The sequence below is a fragment of the Rhodococcus sp. C1 genome, from assembly GCF_020809065.1.
Classification (GTDB): Bacteria; Actinomycetota; Actinomycetes; order Mycobacteriales; family Mycobacteriaceae; genus Rhodococcus_F; species Rhodococcus_F qingshengii.
This window is the reverse complement of sequence record NZ_CP078080.1, coordinates 882,868-903,964: the sequence shown is the minus strand read 5'-3', so window position 1 is coordinate 903,964 and position 21,097 is coordinate 882,868. Positions and strand designations below refer to the sequence as shown.

The 21,097-nt window shown below is 62.2% G+C and carries 22 protein-coding genes; 10 read left to right on the top strand and 12 right to left on the bottom strand.

The genetic code is table 11. The features are described 5' to 3' along the window. The first annotated feature begins 28 nt into the window (after nt 1-28). Nucleotides 29-973 carry an alpha/beta hydrolase family protein gene (locus KTR60_RS04170; protein WP_039973382.1) on the top strand — a complete coding sequence of 315 codons (945 nt, stop codon included), beginning with the start codon at nt 29-31 and terminating at the stop codon, nt 971-973. 17 nt (nt 974-990) lie between these two features. Here KTR60_RS04170 and KTR60_RS04165 read toward each other — a convergent pair whose 3' ends face one another. Next, entirely contained in the window at nt 991-1,347 is a 357-nt protein-coding gene (locus KTR60_RS04165; protein WP_228401882.1) for a hypothetical protein, read from the bottom strand. A gap of 125 nt (nt 1,348-1,472) precedes the next feature. Between KTR60_RS04165 and KTR60_RS04160 the strand changes: the two genes are divergently transcribed. Then, nucleotides 1,473-1,907, top strand: a complete 435-nt coding sequence (locus KTR60_RS04160; protein WP_003945598.1) for a cupin — start codon at nt 1,473-1,475, stop codon at nt 1,905-1,907. On the opposite strand, the gene KTR60_RS04155 is transcribed toward KTR60_RS04160, so the two are convergent. After that, nucleotides 1,896-3,101 (bottom strand): cytochrome P450, encoded by a 1,206-nt coding sequence (locus KTR60_RS04155; RefSeq protein WP_007734124.1) that lies wholly within the window; start codon nt 3,099-3,101, stop codon nt 1,896-1,898. The genes KTR60_RS04160 and KTR60_RS04155 overlap by 12 nt on opposite strands. A gap of 139 nt (nt 3,102-3,240) precedes the next feature. On the opposite strand from KTR60_RS04155, the gene KTR60_RS04150 reads away from it, so the two are divergent. The 3 genes from KTR60_RS04150 (at nt 3,241) to KTR60_RS04140 (ending at nt 6,979) form a co-directional block, all read left to right on the top strand. Beyond that, the gene (locus KTR60_RS04150) at nt 3,241-4,101 is read left to right on the top strand and encodes an SDR family oxidoreductase (protein ID WP_228401881.1); all 861 of its coding nucleotides are present in this window, start codon (nt 3,241-3,243) and stop codon (nt 4,099-4,101) included. Beyond that, nucleotides 4,098-4,826: an acetoacetate decarboxylase family protein gene (locus KTR60_RS04145; RefSeq protein ID WP_042920495.1), complete on the top strand. Its 729-nt coding sequence runs from the start codon at nt 4,098-4,100 to the stop codon at nt 4,824-4,826. The genes KTR60_RS04150 and KTR60_RS04145 overlap by 4 nt, the downstream gene beginning before the upstream one ends. 95 nt (nt 4,827-4,921) lie before the next feature. Beyond that, nucleotides 4,922-6,979, top strand: coding sequence for a neutral/alkaline ceramidase (locus KTR60_RS04140; protein ID WP_228401880.1), 2,058 nt, complete (start codon nt 4,922-4,924; stop codon nt 6,977-6,979). A gap of 81 nt (nt 6,980-7,060) precedes the next feature. Here the strand turns inward: KTR60_RS04140 and KTR60_RS04135 are convergent, their stop codons facing one another. Then, nucleotides 7,061-8,257, bottom strand: a complete 1,197-nt coding sequence (locus tag KTR60_RS04135; protein WP_058039226.1) for an MFS transporter — start codon at nt 8,255-8,257, stop codon at nt 7,061-7,063. 143 nt (nt 8,258-8,400) lie between these two features. Between KTR60_RS04135 and KTR60_RS04130 the strand changes: the two genes are divergently transcribed. Continuing rightward, on the top strand, nt 8,401-8,847 hold the full coding sequence (locus KTR60_RS04130) for a MarR family winged helix-turn-helix transcriptional regulator (RefSeq protein WP_003945852.1): 447 nt from the start codon (nt 8,401-8,403) through the stop codon (nt 8,845-8,847). Here KTR60_RS04130 and thrS read toward each other — a convergent pair. Continuing rightward, complete coding sequence (gene thrS / locus KTR60_RS04125; RefSeq protein ID WP_064112426.1) at nt 8,844-10,064, bottom strand: threonine--tRNA ligase; 1,221 nt, start codon at nt 10,062-10,064, stop codon at nt 8,844-8,846. The two genes, KTR60_RS04130 and thrS, sit on opposite strands and share 4 nt — an antisense overlap. A 330-nt stretch (nt 10,065-10,394) precedes the next feature. Between thrS and KTR60_RS04120 the strand changes: the two genes are divergently transcribed. Beyond that, complete coding sequence (locus KTR60_RS04120) at nt 10,395-11,669, top strand: DUF445 domain-containing protein (protein WP_007734105.1); 1,275 nt, start codon at nt 10,395-10,397, stop codon at nt 11,667-11,669. A 2-nt stretch (nt 11,670-11,671) separates the two neighbouring features. After that, nucleotides 11,672-12,496 carry an Abi-alpha family protein gene (locus KTR60_RS04115; protein ID WP_007734103.1) on the top strand — a complete coding sequence of 275 codons (825 nt, stop codon included), beginning with the start codon at nt 11,672-11,674 and terminating at the stop codon, nt 12,494-12,496. Nucleotides 12,497-12,563: 67 nt separating this feature from the next. On the opposite strand, the gene hsaB is transcribed toward KTR60_RS04115, so the two are convergent. From hsaB to hsaA, 4 genes are read right to left on the bottom strand one after another with little or no spacing between them, the layout of a single operon-like run. Further along, nucleotides 12,564-13,148 carry a 3-hydroxy-9,10-secoandrosta-1,3,5(10)-triene-9,17-dione monooxygenase reductase subunit gene (gene hsaB, locus KTR60_RS04110; RefSeq protein WP_003945677.1) on the bottom strand — a complete coding sequence of 195 codons (585 nt, stop codon included), beginning with the start codon at nt 13,146-13,148 and terminating at the stop codon, nt 12,564-12,566. After that, entirely contained in the window at nt 13,145-14,047 is a 903-nt protein-coding gene (gene hsaC / locus KTR60_RS04105; RefSeq protein WP_003945585.1) for an iron-dependent extradiol dioxygenase HsaC, read from the bottom strand. The genes hsaB and hsaC overlap by 4 nt, the downstream gene beginning before the upstream one ends. Then, a complete protein-coding gene (gene hsaD / locus KTR60_RS04100) occupies nt 14,047-14,925 on the bottom strand; it encodes a 4,5:9,10-diseco-3-hydroxy-5,9,17-trioxoandrosta-1(10),2-diene-4-oate hydrolase (protein ID WP_003945808.1) in 879 nt (292 codons plus the stop codon). Before hsaD ends, hsaC begins: the two co-directional genes overlap by 1 nt. 10 nt (nt 14,926-14,935) lie before the next feature. Next, on the bottom strand, nt 14,936-16,111 hold the full coding sequence (gene hsaA / locus KTR60_RS04095; protein WP_039973406.1) for a 3-hydroxy-9,10-secoandrosta-1,3,5(10)-triene-9,17-dione monooxygenase oxygenase subunit: 1,176 nt from the start codon (nt 16,109-16,111) through the stop codon (nt 14,936-14,938). Between the two features lie 195 nt (nt 16,112-16,306). Between hsaA and KTR60_RS04090 the strand changes: the two genes are divergently transcribed. Both KTR60_RS04090 and KTR60_RS04085 read left to right on the top strand, forming a co-directional pair. Then, nucleotides 16,307-17,467: a Rieske 2Fe-2S domain-containing protein gene (locus KTR60_RS04090; RefSeq protein WP_003945847.1), complete on the top strand. Its 1,161-nt coding sequence runs from the start codon at nt 16,307-16,309 to the stop codon at nt 17,465-17,467. Nucleotides 17,468-17,469: 2 nt separating this feature from the next. Then, entirely contained in the window at nt 17,470-17,841 is a 372-nt protein-coding gene (locus KTR60_RS04085) for a hypothetical protein (protein ID WP_003945499.1), read from the top strand. Nucleotides 17,842-17,911: 70 nt separating this feature from the next. Here KTR60_RS04085 and KTR60_RS04080 read toward each other — a convergent pair whose 3' ends face one another. The 4 genes from KTR60_RS04080 to KTR60_RS04065 form a co-directional block, all read right to left on the bottom strand. After that, a complete protein-coding gene (locus KTR60_RS04080) occupies nt 17,912-18,745 on the bottom strand; it encodes a hypothetical protein (RefSeq protein WP_003945441.1) in 834 nt (277 codons plus the stop codon). Between the two features lie 197 nt (nt 18,746-18,942). Next, nucleotides 18,943-19,569 carry a TetR/AcrR family transcriptional regulator gene (locus KTR60_RS04075; RefSeq protein ID WP_007734097.1) on the bottom strand — a complete coding sequence of 209 codons (627 nt, stop codon included), beginning with the start codon at nt 19,567-19,569 and terminating at the stop codon, nt 18,943-18,945. 74 nt (nt 19,570-19,643) lie between these two features. Continuing rightward, nucleotides 19,644-20,900, bottom strand: a complete 1,257-nt coding sequence (locus tag KTR60_RS04070) for an NAD(P)/FAD-dependent oxidoreductase (RefSeq protein WP_007734096.1) — start codon at nt 20,898-20,900, stop codon at nt 19,644-19,646. After that, on the bottom strand, nt 20,900-21,091 hold the full coding sequence (locus tag KTR60_RS04065; protein ID WP_007734094.1) for a rubredoxin: 192 nt from the start codon (nt 21,089-21,091) through the stop codon (nt 20,900-20,902). Before KTR60_RS04065 ends, KTR60_RS04070 begins: the two co-directional genes overlap by 1 nt. Nucleotides 21,092-21,097 lie beyond the last annotated feature (6 nt).

Sequence of the window (21,097 nt, the reverse complement as noted above, 5' to 3'; positions counted from 1 at the left end):
AGGGTGCAGCCTCAGCAAGGAACTTGCCATGACCTCATCAATGATCGACACTCTGAACGGCATCATCGGCGCCGGCGCCCCGGTCGTCTCCGTTGCCCCCGTCGAGTTGTTCGCCCCCGATCGACCTGTCCCGCTGGAAGTACGTGTGTCTGCTCCGGCAGCAGGCACGAACCTCCCCGTTGTGGTGTTCTCCCACGGCAACGGCTGGAACCTCGATGGATACTCGCCACTCACGGCATTCTGGGCATCCCACGGATTCGTGGTGATCCAGCCGACACATCTGGACTCGCGCCGGAACGGTTTCGGGTTCGACCACCCGGTTTTCCCGACGATCTGGACCGAGAGGATCGCGGATCTCACACGCATCCTTGATCAGCTCGACACCATCGAATTTGCCGTGCCCGGGCTTGCCGGCCGCATCGACCGCAGTCGAGTTGCCGCCACTGGTCACTCCTGGGGCGGGCAAACCGCTCAGTCGCTCCTCGGAGCAAGGATCTTCGACGAGGCCGGCCAGGTCGGCCAGGACATGTCCGACAGTCGCGTCACCGCGGGAATCCTGTTCGCGGCAACCGGTCTCGGCGGCGAGAACCTGCATCCGTTCGCGCAGGCGAACTTCCCGTTCATGCGCCCCTCGTTCCAGGAACTGACGACGCCGACACTCGTCGTCGCGGGCGACCACGACCAGTCCAAGATGTCCAGCCGCGGACCCGACTGGTTCACCGACGCCTACACGCACAGCCCCGGAGCCACCGACCTCCTGACCTTCTACGGTGCCGAGCACGCACTCGGTGGAATCGTCGGATACGAAGTCGCCGAGACCACTGACGAGAACCCAGAGCGGGTCGCCGCCATCCAACGGATGAGTACTGCCTACCTTCGGACCGCGTTGCGCATCGATGAGACCAGCTGGCCAGCGGCCCGGGCCGCATTCAGCGACAACGCCGACCCGATCGGCCGAGTCGACACCAAGTAATGCGGCAGTGATCCAACTTATTGGCCGAAGTTGAACCTGAGATTCGCATTTATCAAGGTGTTGAGCCGCTTTCGCATGCTGACAACCTCTGCCTCGGGCGGTATCGGATCGTCCAAGAAGAGCGTCCAACGCAGCATCGTGCTGTTTCCGACCGCCTCGATGTCGAATCGGATGACGGCGTCGGGTCGGTCCGGCCAGAACGACGACCAGATCACCAACTCCGGTTCTTCAGCCCTGACGATCTCCGGTGCGATCTCGCTCTCGAGAAGTTCCAGCCAGTGCCGGGCGGGCTGGCGGTACGGATCGATCAATGCCTCGAACATGAAGCGCGCAGGCGGCGGCTGGCTCCGGCGCCTCGTCGCGACTTGCTGCATGACACGAGCGTAACCGCCTCTCAAGGGCATACCTCTGCCGTCACCCTGCAAGATCCACGAAAACCGGGATAAATCGGACACTGTCGGAGGACACTCAGGAGTACATCCGTCTGGGAGGGCCGCTCATGCGTAAACGCCATCAGGTTCTGCTTGCAGTGTCCGCAGCGATCGGACTGTCGCTGACGCCGATCAATGCGTCGGCAACACCGAGCACGGGAGTACACGGAGAAATCCTCGGGCAGGTGACTTTCGACGGCAAGGACTACATCCTGCGCCAGATCACCATCGACCCCGGCGGTTCCACCGGTTGGCACTTCCACGACGGGACGCTCTACGCGCTGATCGCGCAGGGCACGTTGAGCCACTACCGATCCGATTGCTCCGTCGACGGGATCTACAGCGCCGGAAATACTTTGATCGAACCGAGCGGTTCAGATCATGTGCACATCGGAAACAACTCGCAGACAACACCATTGGTGCTCGAGGTCGTCTACGTCAATCCGGCGGGCAGCCCCCTCTCCGAAGATGCTGCGCCTCCTAACTGCCAACTACCCGGCTGACGGGGCAGAAGAGTTAAACCGCACCGGCATCGATTCGAGCCCGGACACGAAGTTGGCCGCACGCCGCTGCAACGGCGCGTCGGTGGCAAGTTCCATGTCCGGCAGCCTGGCGAAGAGTTGCTCGAACATGATCCGTCCCTCCAACCTGGCCAGCTGATTGCCCAGACAGAAATGAGTTCCGAAGCCGAAGGCCACGTGCGGATTCGGTGTGCGGCCGACATCGAACCGTTCGGCGTTCAGGAACACGGACTCGTCGAAATTTGCCGATTCGAAGAGCAGCAGCATCTTCTCACCTGCCTTCAGCTGCGCGCCGAAGAAATCGGTGTCACGGGTCAGGGTTCGAGCCATGTTCTTGATCGGCGAGGACCACCGCAGCATCTCCTCCATTGCCAAGGGAATGGCATCGGGATCGTCGACTAGCTCCCGGCGCTGGTCCGGATGGCGCAGTAGCTGTTCCATGCCGCCGCTGAGCACGTGCCGTGTGGTCTCGTCACCGCCGATCAGGATCAGCAGGGATTCGTTGACGATTTCCTGATCGGAGAGGGCTTCGCCGTCGACCGCACTGTGAATCAACGTGCTCACCAAATCGTCGGCCGGGTCGCTCCTCCGCTCGGCGATGGTTCGCATCATGTACGCGGTGAAATCGACGTACGCAACCATCATGGCCTGCAGTTGATCCTGGGAAGCGTTGCTTCCCAATGCCTTCACCAGATCATCCGACCACCGCAGAAACAACGCGCGTTCCTCGGGACGGACACCCAACATGTCGCCGATGACGGCCATGGGAAGTGGTGCCGCCAGGTCTGCGACGAAGTCGGCTTCTCCTTTCTCACAGACGGCGTCGATCAGTTGATCGCAGATCTCCCGGATACGGCCGGCCTTGGCTTCGACCTTCTTACGTGTGAAACCCGCGTTGACCAAGCGTCGACGCGTGAGGTGCTGCGGGTCGTCCATGTCGATCATCTGCGGCAATGGACCCGTTTCGGGACGGATGCCGCCGGCGTTGGAGAACAGTTCGGGATCCCGCTCGGCTGCGACGACGGCGTCGTAGCTCGCGGCCGCGGTGATTCCGTTGGCGTCGTCTCGGTACACGGGCTCGTGATCACGCATCCAGGCGTACGCGTCGCGCACATTCCCGAGGTCTCCGCTGTAGAAGCGTCCGTCGATCAAATCGAAGGTCGGTCTGGTAGCCATCACTCCACCTCTCGCACAACCCTTGCCTCAATAAGTAGAACCTGTTCCTATATAGCGTGGGGCGTTTTCACCGAAGCCGAACCGGAAAACCTCCAGAATCAGCACGCGAGCCCGCCGGAGCAACGACCAGGAGACACGCATGGACGACGACACCGCCTCAGCGGGCATACCCACTTTCGCCGGCACATCGATACTGGTGACCGGCGGCGGTAGTGGCATCGGCCTGGGCATCGCTCGTTCGCTGGTTGGGTCCGGCGCTCACGTCACGATCTGCGGACGCAACAAGGAGAAACTCGATGCTGCCGCCGAATCGATCCGGCAGTCGAGTCCGGAAGGATCGGTCAGCGCCTCTCCTGCCGACGTCACGATCGAGGCAGACGTCGTCGCTGCTGTCGCCGCGGCGGTCTCCGTCACCGGAAAGCTCGACGGAGTGGTGGCCTGCGCGGGCGGGAACGAAACCATCGCCCCGGTCACGCAACTCGACGTCGACGCGTGGCGCCGCACCGTCGACCTCAACGTCACGGGGACCATGCTGACGATCAAGCACGGCGCGCGGGCACTGGTGGCAGGAGGCGGTGGATCCATCGTCGCGATCTCGTCGATCGCCAGCAGCAACACACATCGCTGGTTCGGCGCGTACGGCGTCTCGAAGTCCGGCGTCGACCACCTGGTGCAATTGGCCGCAGACGAACTGGGCGCCAGCAACATTCGTGTCAATGCGATCCGGCCGGGTCTGACCCGAACGGATCTGGTCGCGCTCATCACCGACGGTGGCCCCATCCTGGACGACTACCTGGCCAACACGCCGCTCGAACGCGTCGGCGAGGTCGAGGACGTCGCCGGACTCGCTTCTTTCCTACTCGGACCGCAATCCACCTGGATCACCGGGCAGATCATCAACGTCGACGGAGGCCAAATGCTGCGCCGCGGACCGGATTTCCGCTCGATGCTCGAACCCGTCTACGGCTCCGACGGACTCCGTGGGGTGGTAGCGCCATGAGCTACACGATTCTGGGCAAGAGGGTCGAGATGCCCGTCGAAGTTCGCACCGCGTCGGCCTTCATGGCGTTGTACTCGGTACCGAGCACAACCGCGCAGTCGATCATCGACTACACCGGCTTGACCGTGCTCCAGTACCGCCCCGGCCGGGCGCTGTGCGGCCTGGTTTTTGTCGACTACATCGACGGGGATCTGGGTCCGTACAACGAATTCGGAGTGACGTACATGGTGCGCAGCCACACTGCGCCTCCCGAAACCTCGGTGCTGGGAGATCTACGTTCGCTCGCTGCCGGAACTGCAGGGGCACTCATTCACGAGTTGCCGGTGGACGGAGAGTTCACCAAGGCCGCCGGCCGGGAAATCTGGGGATTCCCGAAGGTGCTCGCCGAGTTCGACACCGAGCACGTCGGCTCGGTCAAGCGCGGATCGGTCTCTCGCGACGGCAAACTCATCACACAGTTGAGTGTGAAATCCGGCGTCAGCGTGCCTGGCGGCGGAGCCAACATGTCGTTGGCCGCGTACTCACATCTCGACGGCGCCACCAGGTGCACGTCGTGGGACATGGCACCGACCGGCGTCAAATCTCGCCCTGGTGGAGCCGAGGTTCAACTGGGCAGTCACCCGATGGCGGCGGAGCTTCGGAAACTGGGACTCCCCCGCCGGGCCCTGATGACCACGACCATCAAGAACCTGGCGATGACGTTCGGGGAGGCCACAACAATCTGAGTGTCGGCCGACGGCACCCCTTTCGGTCACGTGTGACTCGGGCTACACTCCTGGACGGTTGACCAACTCGCGTCAGACCGCCCGAAAGGACACTCGTGCAGATCACCCGACGCACCGTACTGGCAGGCGCTGCCGCCGCACCTGCGCTCGCCGCTCTGTCGACGAACCAGGCCGTCGCAGCTTCGCCGGCACGCACCGTTTCACCCGCACGCACCGACAAGTCGTCGGCGTCACTGCAGGTGGGCGTCGGAATTTCCGACGTGACCGGACCGGTCGCCGAAGTCGGCATGATGGGCTACTCGAGCTTCGATCAACGCGCCGAAGGCCTGCACCAGCGAATGCGCGCACGCGCCTTCATCTTCGAGTCCGGCGGGTCGCGGGTCGCCTACGTGTGCGTCGACAACTGCATGATCTTCCAGTCCGTTCATGACGAGGTCCTGCGCCGACTGGCCGGGAGGTTCGGTGACATCTACACCGAACGCAACGTCATGTTGACGGCCATCCATTCACACGCGGCATGTGGTGGGGCCTCGCACAACTACGCGTACAACCTCGCAGTTCTCGGCTTCGAACTGCAGGTGTTCGAAGCCGAGGTCAACGGCATGGTCGAGGCGATCAGCGCTGCGCACGAGAACCTGGCGCCAGGCACGGTCCGTTTCGGGCGGTCCGATCTCACCGACGCCAGCGTCAACCGATCGCGAGTGGCGTTCGACCTCAACCCCGAAGAGGACAAGGCCTACTACCCCGGTGGCAACGACCACCACATGCGTGTCATGCGGATCAGTCGGGGCAGCAAGGACATCGGAGCGATCAACTGGTTCGCCACCCACTGCGCCTCGCTCACGAACGAGAACCATCTCATCTCCGGGGACAACAAGGGCGCCGCGGCGTACTTCTGGGAGCACGACGACCAGGGCGTGCGCTACCTCGACGGCGACACCAGCTTCATTGCTGCGTTTCCGCAGACCAACAGCGGCGACATGTCACCGAACCTCTTCCTCGAGCCCGGACGCGGACCGACCGAAGACGAATTCGAGAACGCACGCATCATCGGGCTGCGCCAGGTAGCGGCAGCTCGAACTGCCTTCGACGCGGCGTCCGACACCGTCACCGGTGGCGTCGACAGTCGGATCATGTACCTGGACATGGCAAATCAGGTGGTGAGCGGAAGATTCACCCCCGACGGACGCGAGCACCGCACCGCTCCGGCCGCGATCGGCGCGGCAATGAGCGCCGGAAGCGTCGAGGACGGACCGGCAATCCCGATCTTCCCCGAGGGCACCCGAAACCCCATGATCGACGCCCTGGGCGGTATGGATGCTCCTGTGCCTCAATGGCTTCAGGATGCACAGGCGCCCAAACTCGTAGTCGTTCCGGTCGGCCTGCTGCCACCGGGAGGATGGGTGCCGAACGTACTCAAGATCCAGATCCTGCGGATCGGTCAGTTCTACATCGTCGGTGGCCCTGCGGAATTCACCATCGTCTCCGGTTTACGAGTGCGTCGAACCGTCGCCGAGGAGCTTGGGGTTCCCCTCGAGAACGTCATCTTCCAGGGATACGCGAACTCGTACTCGAGCTACTGCACCACACCACAGGAATACGATTCGCAGCAGTACGAGGGCGGTTCGACGATGTTCGGTCGTTACACACTGCCGGCCTATCAGCAGGGGTATGCCGCCCTTGCAGCCGCGATGCGCGACGGCACCGAACCTCCTCGCGGCCCCGCTCCGGCCGACCTGTCCGGGTTCCAACCCAGCTTCGGACCTGGCGTCGACTTCGACGAGCCCTTGCCGGGAACACAATTCGGCGATGCAACCGTCCAGCCCGGCGACAGCTCACCGGGTGCGCAGGTTGCCGTCGAGTTCGTCACCGGCCACCCCAAGAACGACACTCACCGAAACGGGACCTTCTACGAGATCCAGCGAAATACCGGCGGATCCTGGACACGGGTCGCCGACGACAACGACTGGTCCACCAAACTGCACTGGCGCCGGGTCGGGAGCAACGGTTCCGTCGCGCGCATCACGTGGGATGTTCCGGCCGATACTCCGGCGGGTACGTATCGAGTCCAACACTTCGGTGCGTCGAAGGCTCGGGGTAGCGGCGCGATCACGCCTTTCTCCGGGGTGACCGCCGAATTCCGCCTCACCTGACCCGCGTGAACGTATCGCTCCCCTTGTTGGACAAGGGGAGCGATACGTTCACGCGATGGGGTCAGAGCGCAATGGACAGGTTCAGGCGGCGGTCGGGTGCAGCGAGGTGGTCGGCGTCGACGGCTCTGACGCTGCCGGGCGGTCGATCTTCGCCGCGACGAGCAAGACCAGCAGACCGGCGACGGTGACTGCCGCTCCCATCCAGATCGGGGAGGTGAAGCCGAGTCCCGCGGCGATGGTGATTCCGCCCAGCCATGCCCCGAGTGCGTTGCCGACGTTGAAGGCGGCGATGTTGGCACCCGATGCCATGGTCGGTGCTGCCGACGCGTAGTTCATGATCCGCATCTGCAGACCGGGAACCGTCGCAAAACCGAAGGCGCCCATGAAGAACAGCGAGATCACAGTCACGACCTTGCTCTCCGCGGTGGCGGCGAACACGATCAGAACGACGGTCAGGATCGCGAGAATCCAGACCAGCGCCTTCGTGAGCGAACGGTCGGCCGCCTTGGCGCCGAGGAAGTTGCCGACGAACAGGCCCGAGCCGAAGAGGATGAGCAGCCACGGAACGCTGGACGTCGCGAAGCCGGTGACCTCGGTGAGGGTGAAGGCGATGTAGGTGAAGGCTCCGAACATTCCGCCGTAGCCGAGGATGGTGATGGCGATCGAGAGCCATACCTGCTTGTTGCGGAATGCCCCCAACTCTCCGCGCAATCCGCCACCGGTCGTGCTGGCGGGCGTCGTCGGGACGAGTGCTGCAATTCCGATCAGGGCGATGACGCCGATGACGGTGATGGCCCAGAACGTCGAGCGCCATCCGAGTTGCTGGCCCAGCAGCGTGCCGAACGGAACGCCGAGAACGTTGGCGATGGTCAGGCCCGCGAACATCATCGCGATGGCGCCGGCGCGCTTGTTGGGCGCGACCATGTCGGCGGCAACCACCGAGCCGATTCCGAAGAACGCACCGTGGCACAGCGCCGCGACGATGCGTCCGCCCATCATGACCTCGTAGGAGGGAGCGAGCGCGGACATCAGGTTGCCGATGATGAACAGCACCATGAGCGAGAGAAGGACCTTCTTGCGCTCGAAGCGGGTGACGGCAGCGGTCAGGAGGATCGCGCCGATCGCCACCGACAGTGCGTAGCCCGAGATCAGGTAGCCCGCGACGGACTCGGTGACCTCGAAATCAGCCGAGATCTCGGGCAGGAGGCCCATGATGACAAATTCGGTGAGGCCGATCCCGAACCCGCCCATAGCGAGGGCAATGAGACCCAATGGCATCTCGATGTTCCTTTCACAGAATTACGCGTAAGCCGTTAGCGGGCGTGTGCAGTAGTTGCAGGCGCGCTATAAATAGTTGCACGCGCGCGCTACATGCGCAAGCTGGTAACCTGGAGTCGCAGGAAACGGACAAGGAGAATCACATGGGGATCGCCGACGACGCCGTCGAAATCCGTTCGCAAGGGTGGCGCACGCTCGCAGCACTGCACGGCGCCCTCGACACCGAACTGGAACGCGCGCTCCAGCGTGAGCACAAACTGTCCGTCGTCGAATACACCGTGCTCGACGCACTGAGCCGCCAGGATGGCTGGCACATGCGGATGGCTCAGTTGGCTCGCGCTGCCGCACTGAGCAGCAGCGCCACGACGCGCTTGGTCAATCGACTCGAAGATCGAGGACTATTGACGCGCATCCTGTGCGCCGACGACCGTCGAGGCATCTACACCGAGCTGACGCCGGCCGGCCGCGAGCTTCTCGAAAGCGCACGGCCGACGCACGACGCCACCCTCGAGGCCGCGCTCGACGAGGCATGCAAGACACCCGAACTCGCGCCACTGGTGCGCGCCCTCCACGAGCTCCCCGTCGGCTAGAAGTCTGCCGGAAGCAGGGCACGCTCTTTGATGCCCGAGACCACCTGAGCGACAAACACACTCGCATCGACGACCACCCGCCCACCACGCGCGGGGACCAGAACGTCGACGGTGCCGCCGTGCACCTCGTTGTCCCCGATCACCGCGATGTACGGGTCACGGTGAGTGCGTGCCTCGCGGATGCGACGTCCCAACGATCCGTCAGGCGCGATCGCCACTCGAACATCGCGAGCCTCGAGATCGGCCCGCAAACGCTCGGCCTCAACCTGGTGCCGGTCGCCGACGGGCAGAATCGAGACTTGGTTGGGTGCCAGCCACGGCGGCATCCGCCCTTCGAACCTTTCGATCAAAAGCGCAGTCATGCGTTCCATCGACCCGAGCAAGCCCCGATGGATCATGACGGGGCGAACCTTGGATCCGTCCTCAGCGGTGTACTCGAGGTCGAACCGCTCCGGTTGATTGAAGTCGAGTTGCACGGTCGAGAGTGTTTCCTCGCGGCCGTGCGCGTCTCGCACCTGGACGTCGATCTTGGGACCGTAGAACGCTGCCTCCCCCTTCGCTTCCACGTACTCGATCGAGCGTGCATTCAGCGCCCCGCGAAGGTGATCCTCGGCGTCCGCCCACTGCTCGTCGGTGCCGAGGTACTGCCCCTCTCCCCCTCTGATCGAGAGGCGGTACTTCCGTTCGGCAATCCCCAGAGTCGAGTAGCAGCGCTCGATCGCGTCGAGCGCGACGATCACTTCCGCTTGCACTTGTTCACGACTACAGAAGACATGTGCGTCGTCGAGATTGATCTGCCGGACTCGACTCAATCCGCTGAGAACACCGGAGAGTTCGCTACGGAACATCGAGCCGAGTTCACGAACGCGGAAAGGTAGCTCGCGATAACTACGACCGCGAGCGGCGAATACCTGAGCGTGATGAGGACAGTTAGCCGGACGAAGGAGAAATGACTCTCCGCCTATCTTCATTTCGGGAAACATGTCGTCCGAGAACTTGGACCAATGCCCAGATCTCTCGTACAACTCTTTCTTCGCCATAACGGGGGTATAGACACCCCGGCATCCGGATCGCGCTGCTTGTTCGGCGGCGAGCTTTTCGAGTTCGTTCCTGATGATCGCGCCGTCCGGTAACCAGAGTGGGAGGCCGGCCCCGACGGTGGGGGTGGTGGCGAAAAACTCCAGGTCGCGCCCGAGTTCGCGGTGGTCAACGCTCATGAGAGCTCTCCAAATCGTTCAAGGGGAGACGCACACGGAGCGACGAAACAGGAAAGCCCCGGGGCGATAACTCCCGGGGCTGAAAGGGTTCGGTCAGCAGTTGCTAAACGATGCGCCGGAAGAGAACCGGCGTCGTCGTGTTGTGCGCAATACTGACCATGTACGTGAGGTTACATCAACTTCCGACCCACCTACAGCCCGAATTGTCGGGCCTCTATGCTGACGCAACTGGGAAGGCGCAGCAGTAGCCAACGAAACACCCACGAAGAGCGAAGTTTCGGCAATCATGTCCGAACGTGAGGTTCTCGGATATGAGGAGGATGTGCGACGGTGCCGGACCACTTGCTCGAACAGTTGATCACCATTCCTTTGTTCACGGGAATCATCGGGTACATCACCAATTGGTCGGGCGTCCTGATGCTTTTTGCGCCGATCAACTTCCACGGGATCAAAGTGCCCGGCCTCAAACTGCTCTTCCCGTTCCTCCCCCGGCGCGTTCAGGTGATCCCCGCGATCACCAGCGACGGCAGATTCGGTTGGCAAGGCATCGTCCCCTCGCGGGCGGAGAAGATGGCGTCGATCGCCGTCGACAAATCCCTCGCGAAAGTCGGCAGCATCGCCGATTTCTATCGCGTCCTGGACCCGGACAGCATCGCCGAGCACTTGGTGAACATTTCTCGCAGTGAAGTGCGCGGCGTGGTCACCAGAATCATGACGGCCGAGAATCCTCAGCTCTGGCACAACCTTCCGACGTCGGTGAAGGAAGCCGTCTTCCGCAAGGTGGAGGACGATCTGCCGGCCAGCGTGCGCATGATCACCGACCGCATCGAAGAGGACATCGACGAGTTCATCGACGCGAAGCTGATGGTGATCCGCTACCTCTCCTCGCACCCCAAACTGCTCAACGACATCTTCCGCACGATGGGCAACAAAGAGCTCAGGTTCATGCAGAACTTCGGCTTCTACTTCGGGTTCCCGATGGGCTTCGTGCTCGTCGGAATCCTCCATCTGGTTCCGCAGTGGTGGGTGCTTCCCATCGGTGGCGTGATCATCGGGTACATCGTGAACTACCTCGGAATCACGATGATCTTCGAACCGATCACCCCCAGCCGTTGGGTGCCGTGGCGGCAGGGACTGTTCCTGAAACGCCGCACCGAGATCATCGCCGGGTACGCAAAAACCCTCGCCGATCACGTCGTGACGCTCGAGAACATCGGCACCGAACTCCTCGAAGGTCCCCGCTCGGACCGAACGCGGCGGATGCTCGATCAGGTACTGCGCGAATCCGTCGACGACGCAGCCGGCTGGGCAAAGTCGGTGGTCAAGATGACCGTCGGTTCGCAGAGCTACAAGCGTCTGCCTGGACTGGCCACCACCGAAGTGCTCGACCTGTACCCCCGGGTCTTCGAGGATGCGGAGTTCGCCGAGAACCAGTCGGAGAAGATTCGTGTCTTCGTCACCGAACGCATGAGCATCCTTTCACCGGAAGATTTCAGCGAACTACTACGCTCAGCCGTCAAGCAGGACGAGTGGCTGTTGTTCGTACACGGGGCCGTGCTGGGCTCGTTTGCCGGTTTCCTACACCTCGCAATATTCGGAGTATGAGCATGAGTGAGCACGACCATCGCATGATCGTCGAAGCGGAATCGTACGACTGGGCTGCGGACATCGCGCCGGTCGAATCCGTCGAAAAGCGTCTGATCCGTAGCCTTGTCGGGCTTACCGCCACGACGACGCTCACGTCGATCAAGCTGACGGGTTGGGCTTTCGGAACGGCGAAGGAGGCGACGCGGCAGATCGTTCAGGCCGCCGCCGAAGCCGCGGCAGAGGCTGCAGAATCCGCCAACGTGCAATCCGAACGTCGGGCCGAGAACACCAACGGAGACGGCTCGCGGACGGAGAACCTGCGGGCAGCAATGGCAACTCGTACCAATCGCAAGCAGAGCGTGGAGGCCACTCTCGCGGCGCTGCGGGCACGTGGCGACAGGTTGCTGGACCGTTCCGCGGACGTGACCGATCGTGACGATCTGCACCCGGCCTACGACCGGATCCTCGACGAGATCGCACCCGACGAAGCTCGAATTCTTCGGTTGTTGGCCACCTCCGGTGCGCAACCGAGCGTGGACGTACGCACGGCGCGGCCGTTCGGTGTCGGCTCGGAGATGATCGACGAGGGTCTGTCGATGATCGGAGAACTGGCGGGCTGTCGACATCTGGACCGCATCAGCGCGTACCTGAACAACCTGCATCGGCTCGGTTTGGTGGCGTTCTCACGCGAGCCCGTCGAGGCCGACCGGTACCAGGTGGTCGAGGTGCAGCCATCGGTGATCGAGGCGGTCAAGCGCGCCGGCCGATCGAACAAGATAGTGCGTCGTAGCATCCTGTTGACGCCGTTCGGTGACGACTTCTGTCATACCTGTTTTTCTCTGTAGGGCCTCCGGCCCTGTGCGCCTTTTTGGTAGTTACCACTACCAAAAAGGCGCACAGGGGGCTTGCCCCCTACAGCCAGGTATCTTCTGTCGTGGTCGTCAGGAACGCTTCCAGATCGTCACGCCAGGTAGCCGGAACAGTCTTGTCCGGCTCGATGCCCGTGTACTGCCCGCGATAGAAGAGCAGCGGGCGTTCGGTCTTGATCTCACTCATCGACGACACCCGACCGAAGACGACGTAGTGATCGCCGCCGTCGTGGACGGTTTCCACCGTGCAGTCGATGTGTGCAAGGGACTTGTCGATGATCGGCGAGCCCAGAGGCGATGGCGTCCAATCGATGCCGGCGAACTTGTCCGGCTCACGTGACCCGAAACGAGCACACACCGCCTGCTGTTCCTCCGCCAACACGTTGACGGCGAACTTACCGGTCCGCTCGATTGCCGCCCACGACCGAGAACCCTTGGTGGGGCAGAACAACACCAAAGGCGGGTCGAGTGACAGGGCCGCGAAAGACTGACATGCGAACCCGACAGGCTCACCGTCGTCGACTGTCGTGATGATGGTGATACCCGTGCAGAATTGCCCGAGAACCGTGCGGAACTGGCGTGGATCGATCGCCTGCTCCGCACTCACCGACGCGTCGGGCGAACTCACGGCTTCATTCCCACCGTGAAGTCGTGACCCCACAGGCTCACGGCCGTGCTTTCCCTCGCGATCCAGTTTTCGTCCTCGACCTCTAGCCCCTCACAACCGAATTCGATGTCGAACCCGCCTGGAGTCTTCATGTAGAACGAGAGCATCTCGTCGTTGACGTGGCGACCGAGAGTCGCCGACATCTTGACCTTCTTGCGCAGTGCCCGGTCGAGGCACAGTCCGACGTCGTCGGAGTTCTCCACTTCGAGCATCAGGTGCACGATGCCCGTCGGGTTGGGCAACGGCAGGAACGCCAAGCTGTGGTGACGCGGGTTGCAGCCGAGGAACCTCAGCCACGCCGGGTCGCCGTCCGCGGGCCGGCCGACCATCTGCGGAGGCAGACGCATCGAGTCGCGAAGCTTGAATCCGAGTACGTCGCGGTAGAACCGCAGCGAAGCATCGTCGTCATCGGTGGTGAGCACGACGTGGCCGAGGCCCTGCTCACCCGTCACGAACCTGTGCCCGTACGGGCTCACGATCCGGCGGTGTTCGAGAGCAGCTCCGTGGAACACCTCGAGGGAGTTGCCCGAGGTGTCCTCGAACGCGATCATCTCGACGACGCGACGGTCCTTGAGCTGCTCCGCCGTGCCTTCCTTGAACGGAACACCGGCTGCCGACAACCTGTCACGGATATCCTGCAGCTCAGCGGCATTCGCGGTTTCCCAACCCGAGACGAGCAGACGGTCCGTGTCGTTCGGAACGATGACAAGACGCGCCGGGAAGTCGTCCATACGCAGATACAGCGATTCCGCGTCGACGCCCTTGCCCTCGATCATTCCGAGGATCTTGAGTCCGTATTCGCGCCACGCAGCCATGTCGGTGGCCCCGATGCGCATGTACGCCAGAGATCGAATACCCATCATTTACCTCCGTCGAGCAGGAAGTCGGTTGCGAGCCGGTTGAATTCGTCGAACTTCTCGAGCTGCGCCCAGTGACCGCAACCGCCGAAGACGTGGAGCTGCGCGCGCGGGATCATCTTGAGCGCGACCAGTGCGCCGTCGAGAGGGTTGACCCGATCCTCACGGCCCCAGATCAGCAACACACGCTGACGAAGCTTGTACGCCTCGCGCCAGAGCATGCCGAGCTCGAAGTCACCGCTGGAGAAGGACTTACCCATCGCCTTGGCCGCAGCCAGCGACTCGGGAGTGCTGGCGGCAGCAAAACGTTCGTCGACGAGTTCCGGCGTGATCAGCTTCTGATCGAAGACCATGATCCGCAGGAATGCTTCGAGGTTTTCTCGGGTGGGCTGGTAGCTGAACTTTCCGAGGTTCTTGACGCCCTCGGTGGGGTCCGGCGCAAACAGGTTGACACTCAGACCGCCGGGGCCCATCAGAACGAGGCGACCCGCACGGTCCGGGTAGTCGAGCGCAAAGCGAACAGCAGCGCCACCACCGAGCGAATTGCCCAGCAGATCAACGCGACCGGTGATCTCGAGCGTGTCCAGGAGATCATTGAGCGCCGACGCACTGTGCACGAAGTACTGCGGATGCTCCGTCGGCTTGTCGGACTGCCCGTAACCGGGCTGATCGACCGCGATGACGTGAAAGCTCTTCGCCAACACCGGAATGTTGCGGGCGAAGTTAGACCACGACGACGCGCCTGGGCCACCGCCGTGCAGCAGCACGATGGTCTTGTCGTTTCCGACGCCCGCCTCGTGGAAGTGCAGTTTCAGATCGGGGCGCACTTGCGCGAACCGTGAAGTGGACTCGTAGGTGAGGGCTTCTTCGGTGGTTGTCACTGAGCCTCCTCTAGACCATCGTGTCGGTGATCGGCAGACCGAATTCGCCGGTTCCGAACATGACGTAGGCGCGTTCGGGATCGTTGGCGGCGTGGACGCGACCAGCGTGAGCATCGCGCCAGAAACGCTGGATAGGAGTGCCGTTCTGCAGCGCCGTGGCGCCGGAGTTCTCGAAGAGCTTGTCGATCGAGGCGATCGCGCGGCCCGTGGCGCGCACCTGGTCACGTCGAGCGCGCAGCCGCAGTTCCATCGGAACCTCTTCGCCCGCAAGGATCAACGCGTACTCGTCGGCGACGTTGCCGGAGAGCTGACGCCACGCGGCGTCGATGTCGCTGGACGCCTCGGCGATGCGCACCTTGGCAAACGGATCGTCCTTCGACTTCTCGCCGGCGAACGCAGCGCGCACACGCTTGCCCTGGTGCTCGACGTGCGCTTCGTAAGCTCCGTAAGCCATTCCGACGATCGGTGCCGAGATCGTCGTGGGGTGAATGGTTCCCCACGGCATCTTGTAGACCGGCGCGGTGTTGTTCTCGAGGCCCGGGGCGGTCAGTTCGCTCATCGCCCGGAAGCTCAGAACGCGGTGCTTGGGAACAAAAACATCCTTGACCACAACGGTATTGGAGCCGGTTCCACGCAGACCGACCACATTCCACACGTCGTCGATCTGGTAGTCCTCGCGAGGAATCAGGTAGCTCACGAAATCGACTGCGCGGCCGTCCTTGAACACCGGACCACCGAGAACGGCCCAGCTGGCGTGGTCACAACCCGAAGACCACGCCCACGCACCGTTGACTTTGTATCCACCCTCGACTACTTCACCCATACCCATCGGGGCGTAAGAGGACGAGATGCGAACGTCAGTGTCGTTGCCCCACACGTCTTCCTGTGCCTGCTGAGAGAAGAGGGCGAGGTGCCAGTTGTGTACCCCGATGATCGAGGAGACCCACCCTGTGGAACCACACGCGCTGGCGATCTTCTTGACCGCGGAGTAGAACAGCACCGGATCGGCTTCGTATCCGCCCCACTGCTTCGGCTGCAGCAAGCGGAAGAAACCTGTTTCCTGAAGAGCCTTGATGGACTCGTCGGGGATACGACGCAGATCCTCGGTCTCCTGCGCGCGCTCGCGCAGTGCCGGCAGTAGTGCGTCGAGCCTCTGCATCACCTCGTGGCTGTCATGGTTACCCACTTCGACGCTCCCGTCTTCCTCGATCGGTTGGTTCACTTACACTTGAGACTAGAACACGTTCTCTTTTCTGTCGAGACGCTGACAAAGGTCCCGTTTGTGGCCGCAATGCTGTAACAAGTGCCCCCAAAATCTGGCGGAACCGGATCGAGTTCTATAACGTGTTCTACTAACAGCTAGAAGGGATGTGAGGTCACAATGGCGCAGATTCGCGAGATCGACGTCGGAACGGTGCAAACTCGTTTCGCCCGCGGTTGGCACTGCCTGGGTCTACTGAAGACCTTCAAGGACGGCAAACCGCACGCGATCGAGGCTTTCGGTACGAAGCTCGTGGTGTTCGCCGACAGCAAGGGCGACATCAAAGTTCTCGACGGATACTGCCGTCATATGGGTGGTGACCTCACACAAGGCGAGGTCAAGGGCGATTCCATCGCCTGCCCCTTCCACGACTGGCGCTGGGGCGGCAACGGCAAGTGCACCGGCATTCCTTATGCCCGCCGCGTGCCTCCGCTCGCACGCACCCGCGCGTGGACGACCCTCGAGCAGAACGGTCAGCTCTTCGTCTGGAACGACCCCGAGGGCAATCCGCCGCCCGAAGAGATCGTGATTCCTCGTATCGAGGGCGCGTACAGCGACGAATGGACCGACTGGACCTGGAACTCCATGGTCATCGAGGGGTCCAACTGCCGCGAGATCATCGACAACGTGGTCGACATGGCGCACTTCTACTACATCCACTACGCCTTCCCGACGTACTTCAAGAACGTCTTCGAAGGTGAGATCGCCACTCAGTACCTCAACACCACGGGCCGTCCCGACATCGGAATGGCCTCCCAGTACGGCGGCGACACGCTGCTTCGCTCCGAAGCTGCGTATTACGGACCGTCGTACATGGTCAATCCCCTGTGGAACAGCTACAGCGGATACGAGGTCGAGAGTGTTCTGATCAACTGCCACTACCCGATCAGCCCGGACTCGTTCGTGCTGCAGTGGGGCGTGACGGTGAAGAAGCCGACGGGTGTCTCCGACGAGATGGCCGACAAGTTGGCCGGCAAGTTCACCGAGGGCATCAGCGAGGGATTCCTGCAGGACGTCGCGATCTGGAAGAACAAGACCAAGATCGAGAATCCCCTTCTCTGCGAAGAAGACGGCCCCGTCTACCAGCTACGACGCTGGTACGAGCAGTTCTACGTGGACAAGGCCGACGTCACCGAGAAGATGACGCAGCGCTTCGAGTTCGAGGTGGACACCACCAAGGCAAACGAAGCCTGGCACGCCGAGGTCGAGGAAAACCTCGCACGCCAGAAGGCCGAGAAGGAAGCTGCAGCAGAAGCGGCAAAGAAGGAAGCAGAGGTCTAGTCGTGAGCGCCTCGATCGGAACCGACGCACGGTGGGCTCGTTGGGCCAAGGCACCGGACTTTGCCGGGCAAACGGAACGGCTCGAGGCGATCGCGGCCCAGACGATCGAGGACAAGCACGAATACCTCGACTCGGGTCTGCAGGAAGTCGACTGCAAGGCATGCGGCGCGTGCGTACTGGTTCGCAAGAACACGTACAAACACACCAGCGTTCAGTGGACTTCCGACCCGGCGCTGCGTTGCCACACCTTCAAAGAGGCAATTGCTTCCGGGCAGTCGTCGGCATTGAAAGACGGATGCCCGAAACTGCACGACAGCATCGCCGACGCGGTTAGGGACGGCACCATCACGGTGCGTGATCCCGAGGTCAGCTGACCTGATTGTGTAGAACGAGGGCCGACCCACGGGTCGGCCCTCGTTTTACGTTCCAGCGCCCGCGCGTCCGTCAGGCAGGCGGTCGCACCTTTCGTGCAGCCACCGCGTAGACGTCGCTCGACGTGGTGAGAGAGTTCTTTCCGCTGGCCGCCGGCACTCCCCCGCGTAGATTCACGGCCCAGTTGAGCGCACCCAGCGGTCCACACCCGCTGGCTCCCGGCGCCGCAAACACCGCATCCGAATGTGGGACTGCCGGGAACACTGCACCGGGGAACTCACCGATAGGTTCCGACGGAGGGTTTCCGGTTGTGGTCAGGTGAAGGTTGATCGGATTCGAAACCGAACCGATGTAGCAATCGTCACCGAGCAAGGGATTAGACAGTTTCAATCGAACAGGCATGGTGAGTTCCTGCTCGAGAACCTTCAGATCCGGCACTCCCACCGATTCCACCGTCGCGCTGATCTGAGTCAGTCCCAGCGGAGTATCGATCCCGAGAGCACCTCCCGGTACCGAAATCGGATTGGAATAGACCCCGTTGGACCCGTCCTGCTTGGCGACGAACGTCTCGATGAAACTGTTGTCCGGCTGGGTCGCGTATTTCACTCCGCCCGCAACCTTGAGGCTTCCGTCCGGGATCGGCACCGAAAGTGCGCCCAATTTCATGGTCCCTCCGCGAACTACGACGCTGGCGCACGTCGTCACCTCGAGATCCTCGATCGGGCACGTGCCCCAACCGTCGAAGGTCAACGGATCAACCGCTGCCGCACCGGAGGAACCGAGCGATCCGCTGCCGGAAGACCCTGACGATGATTCGTCGGCAATTGCCACACCTGCACCGGCCATGACAAATGTTGCAACTAGCGCGACTGTCGACATCACTCGAGATTTGTTGCGGCTCTTCATCTTCGAATTCCTCCACCGTTGACGGAAATTCACGAGAGCCACCCCCTGCGGATCGCACCTCGATCTACGCCCGGCACGCTACCGAGAAGTGAGACGCGGATTCACACATAACGACGATATTTCCCACCAAAGAACTACGGCGATCACGCTCGATCGAACTTCCGTCCTAGCCCGGAAACCGTATCGATCCTGTCGGCTCAGTTCGGTTCGACTGTGCCCGAACCGATGACCTGATCGAGGAACGGCCCGAACATCTCCCCCAGGTTCTCGGCGATCTGATCGGGGGTACCGAAAGACAACGTCACGTGACTGATCGCCAGACGCACTATCGTGCTGCCGAACATCTCGGCATGGATGCGGTCGACGTTCGCCCAACTGGTCATGAAGATCTCGGCCAACCTCGCGCTCGCATGTTCGAGCAGCGGAGTCCCGTCAGTGGTGACCAAGCTCAGCAGGTCGTGCTGCGGCCGGGGACCGACAATGCTGACCACCATCGGATCCCGGGCACCGGCGTCGAAGAAGGCACGAAATGCAGCCGAGACCGCGCCACGCGGATCCGAATGATGCAGCGTTACTTCGCGTTCCACTTCTTCGAGAAACTCGTCGACAAACCGGATGAGGTATCCGGACGCCAATCCCTGGCGAGACGTGAACTCCTTGTACAACGTCTGCCGGCTCATACCCGCAGCTTCCGCGATATGCGCCATCGTGATGTCGTTCCACGATTTCTCGGTCAAGAGTTCGCGTGTGGCGTCGAGCGCTGACGCACGGAGGAGTTGACGAGCTGCCTCGTGGTACGGGACACGGGCACGAGCGGTGGACATATCGGGAAGATTTCCATCGCCCGTGCTCGGTGTCAAAACGGTGGACACGCAAGCCACAGAAGTCACGAGTGCACTCAGAGCACCGGTGAGGCGACAAGACCCGCCGCAAGTTCGGTCAGATCCCTGTTTGTATCGGCGAGTACGTCGGCGCTGATGTCCGGGGAGCGTTCGATAAGGGTTCGGACGGCACGAATGTCCTTCGGCCGGCCCACGCTCACAGCACCGACGATATTTCCGTCGCGCATGCAGATCGCAGTGAAGTCATAGGAGTCCAAGTCTCCTCGAACAATCACGGTGTCGTCCGCGCCTGGCCAACCCGCTACTTGAATGTTGCGGCCGAATTGGTTCGACCAACTCCAAGGGACGGATTCGAAGGGTTCTTCCTTCCCGACGATGGTCTTGGCAACTGCAACTGCGTGGTCCTGCGCAGTGTTCCAGTGCTCACCACGGTGCATGCCGCCGAGAAAACCGTTGGGCACGTTGGCCACATCGCCGATCGCGTACACATTGTCGACGGAGGTCCGGAGGTATCGGTCTACCGAAATCCCGTTGTCCACCGCAATACCCGCAGCAGCAGCCACATCGGTATCGGGCAAGGATCCGATTGCGACGACGGCCAACTCCGCTGTCCACTCGCGTCCGTCACGCGCACGTGCGGTGACGCCGTCGGCACCCGTCGTGAGCGTCTCGAGGTCGACCCCCGTCTGCAAGGCGACGCCCGCCGAGACGTGCAGCGCGGCGATCTTCTCCGCTATCGACGGTGGAAGCAGCCTGGACAGGGGCACCGGTTGCGCTTCGAGAACCTGCACACTGCAACCCAAGTCGCGTGCCGTTGACGCCACCTCCGATCCGATCAAGCCACCGCCGACCACCAATAGCGAGGATCCTTCGATCAGCTGGGATTGCAAGCGTCGCATGTCTGCGATATCCCGAAGATAGTGAACGCGCTCGGAATCTTCCGCGGCCAACCGTCGGGACCGTCCACCCGTGGCAAGAATCAGAACGTCGTAGTCGATGCTGTCACCGTCGGCTAAAAGTACTGTGCGGGAATCTGTGTCGATACTCGTGACAGTTGCGCCGATCCGAAGATCGATACCCTGCTCGTTCCAGAAAGTCGACGGCCGCAACCGAACCCGATCGAACGACGCTTTCCCGGACAGTAGCTCCTTCGACAGCGCTGGGCGGCGGTACGGCTCCTCAGGTTCGCTTCCGATAAGGATGATGCTGCCGCCGAACCCTTCCTTGCGCAGGGCCTGCGCGGCACCGGAACCGGCGATGCCCGTGCCCACGATCACGACGGTGCGTGTGTCGGGCTCGCTGACCGCTGTCATCAGCGGTCCACCTCCACCATTTCGAAATCGACTTTGGCGGCACCACAATCAGGGCAGGACCAGTCTTCGGGAATCTCGTCCCAGCGAGTACCCGGCTCGATACCGTCGTCGGGCCAGCCGATCGCTTCGTCGTATTCGAACCCGCACTGGAGGCAGCGGAACAATTTGTAAGCAGTGGCAGTCTCGGACATCGGTTT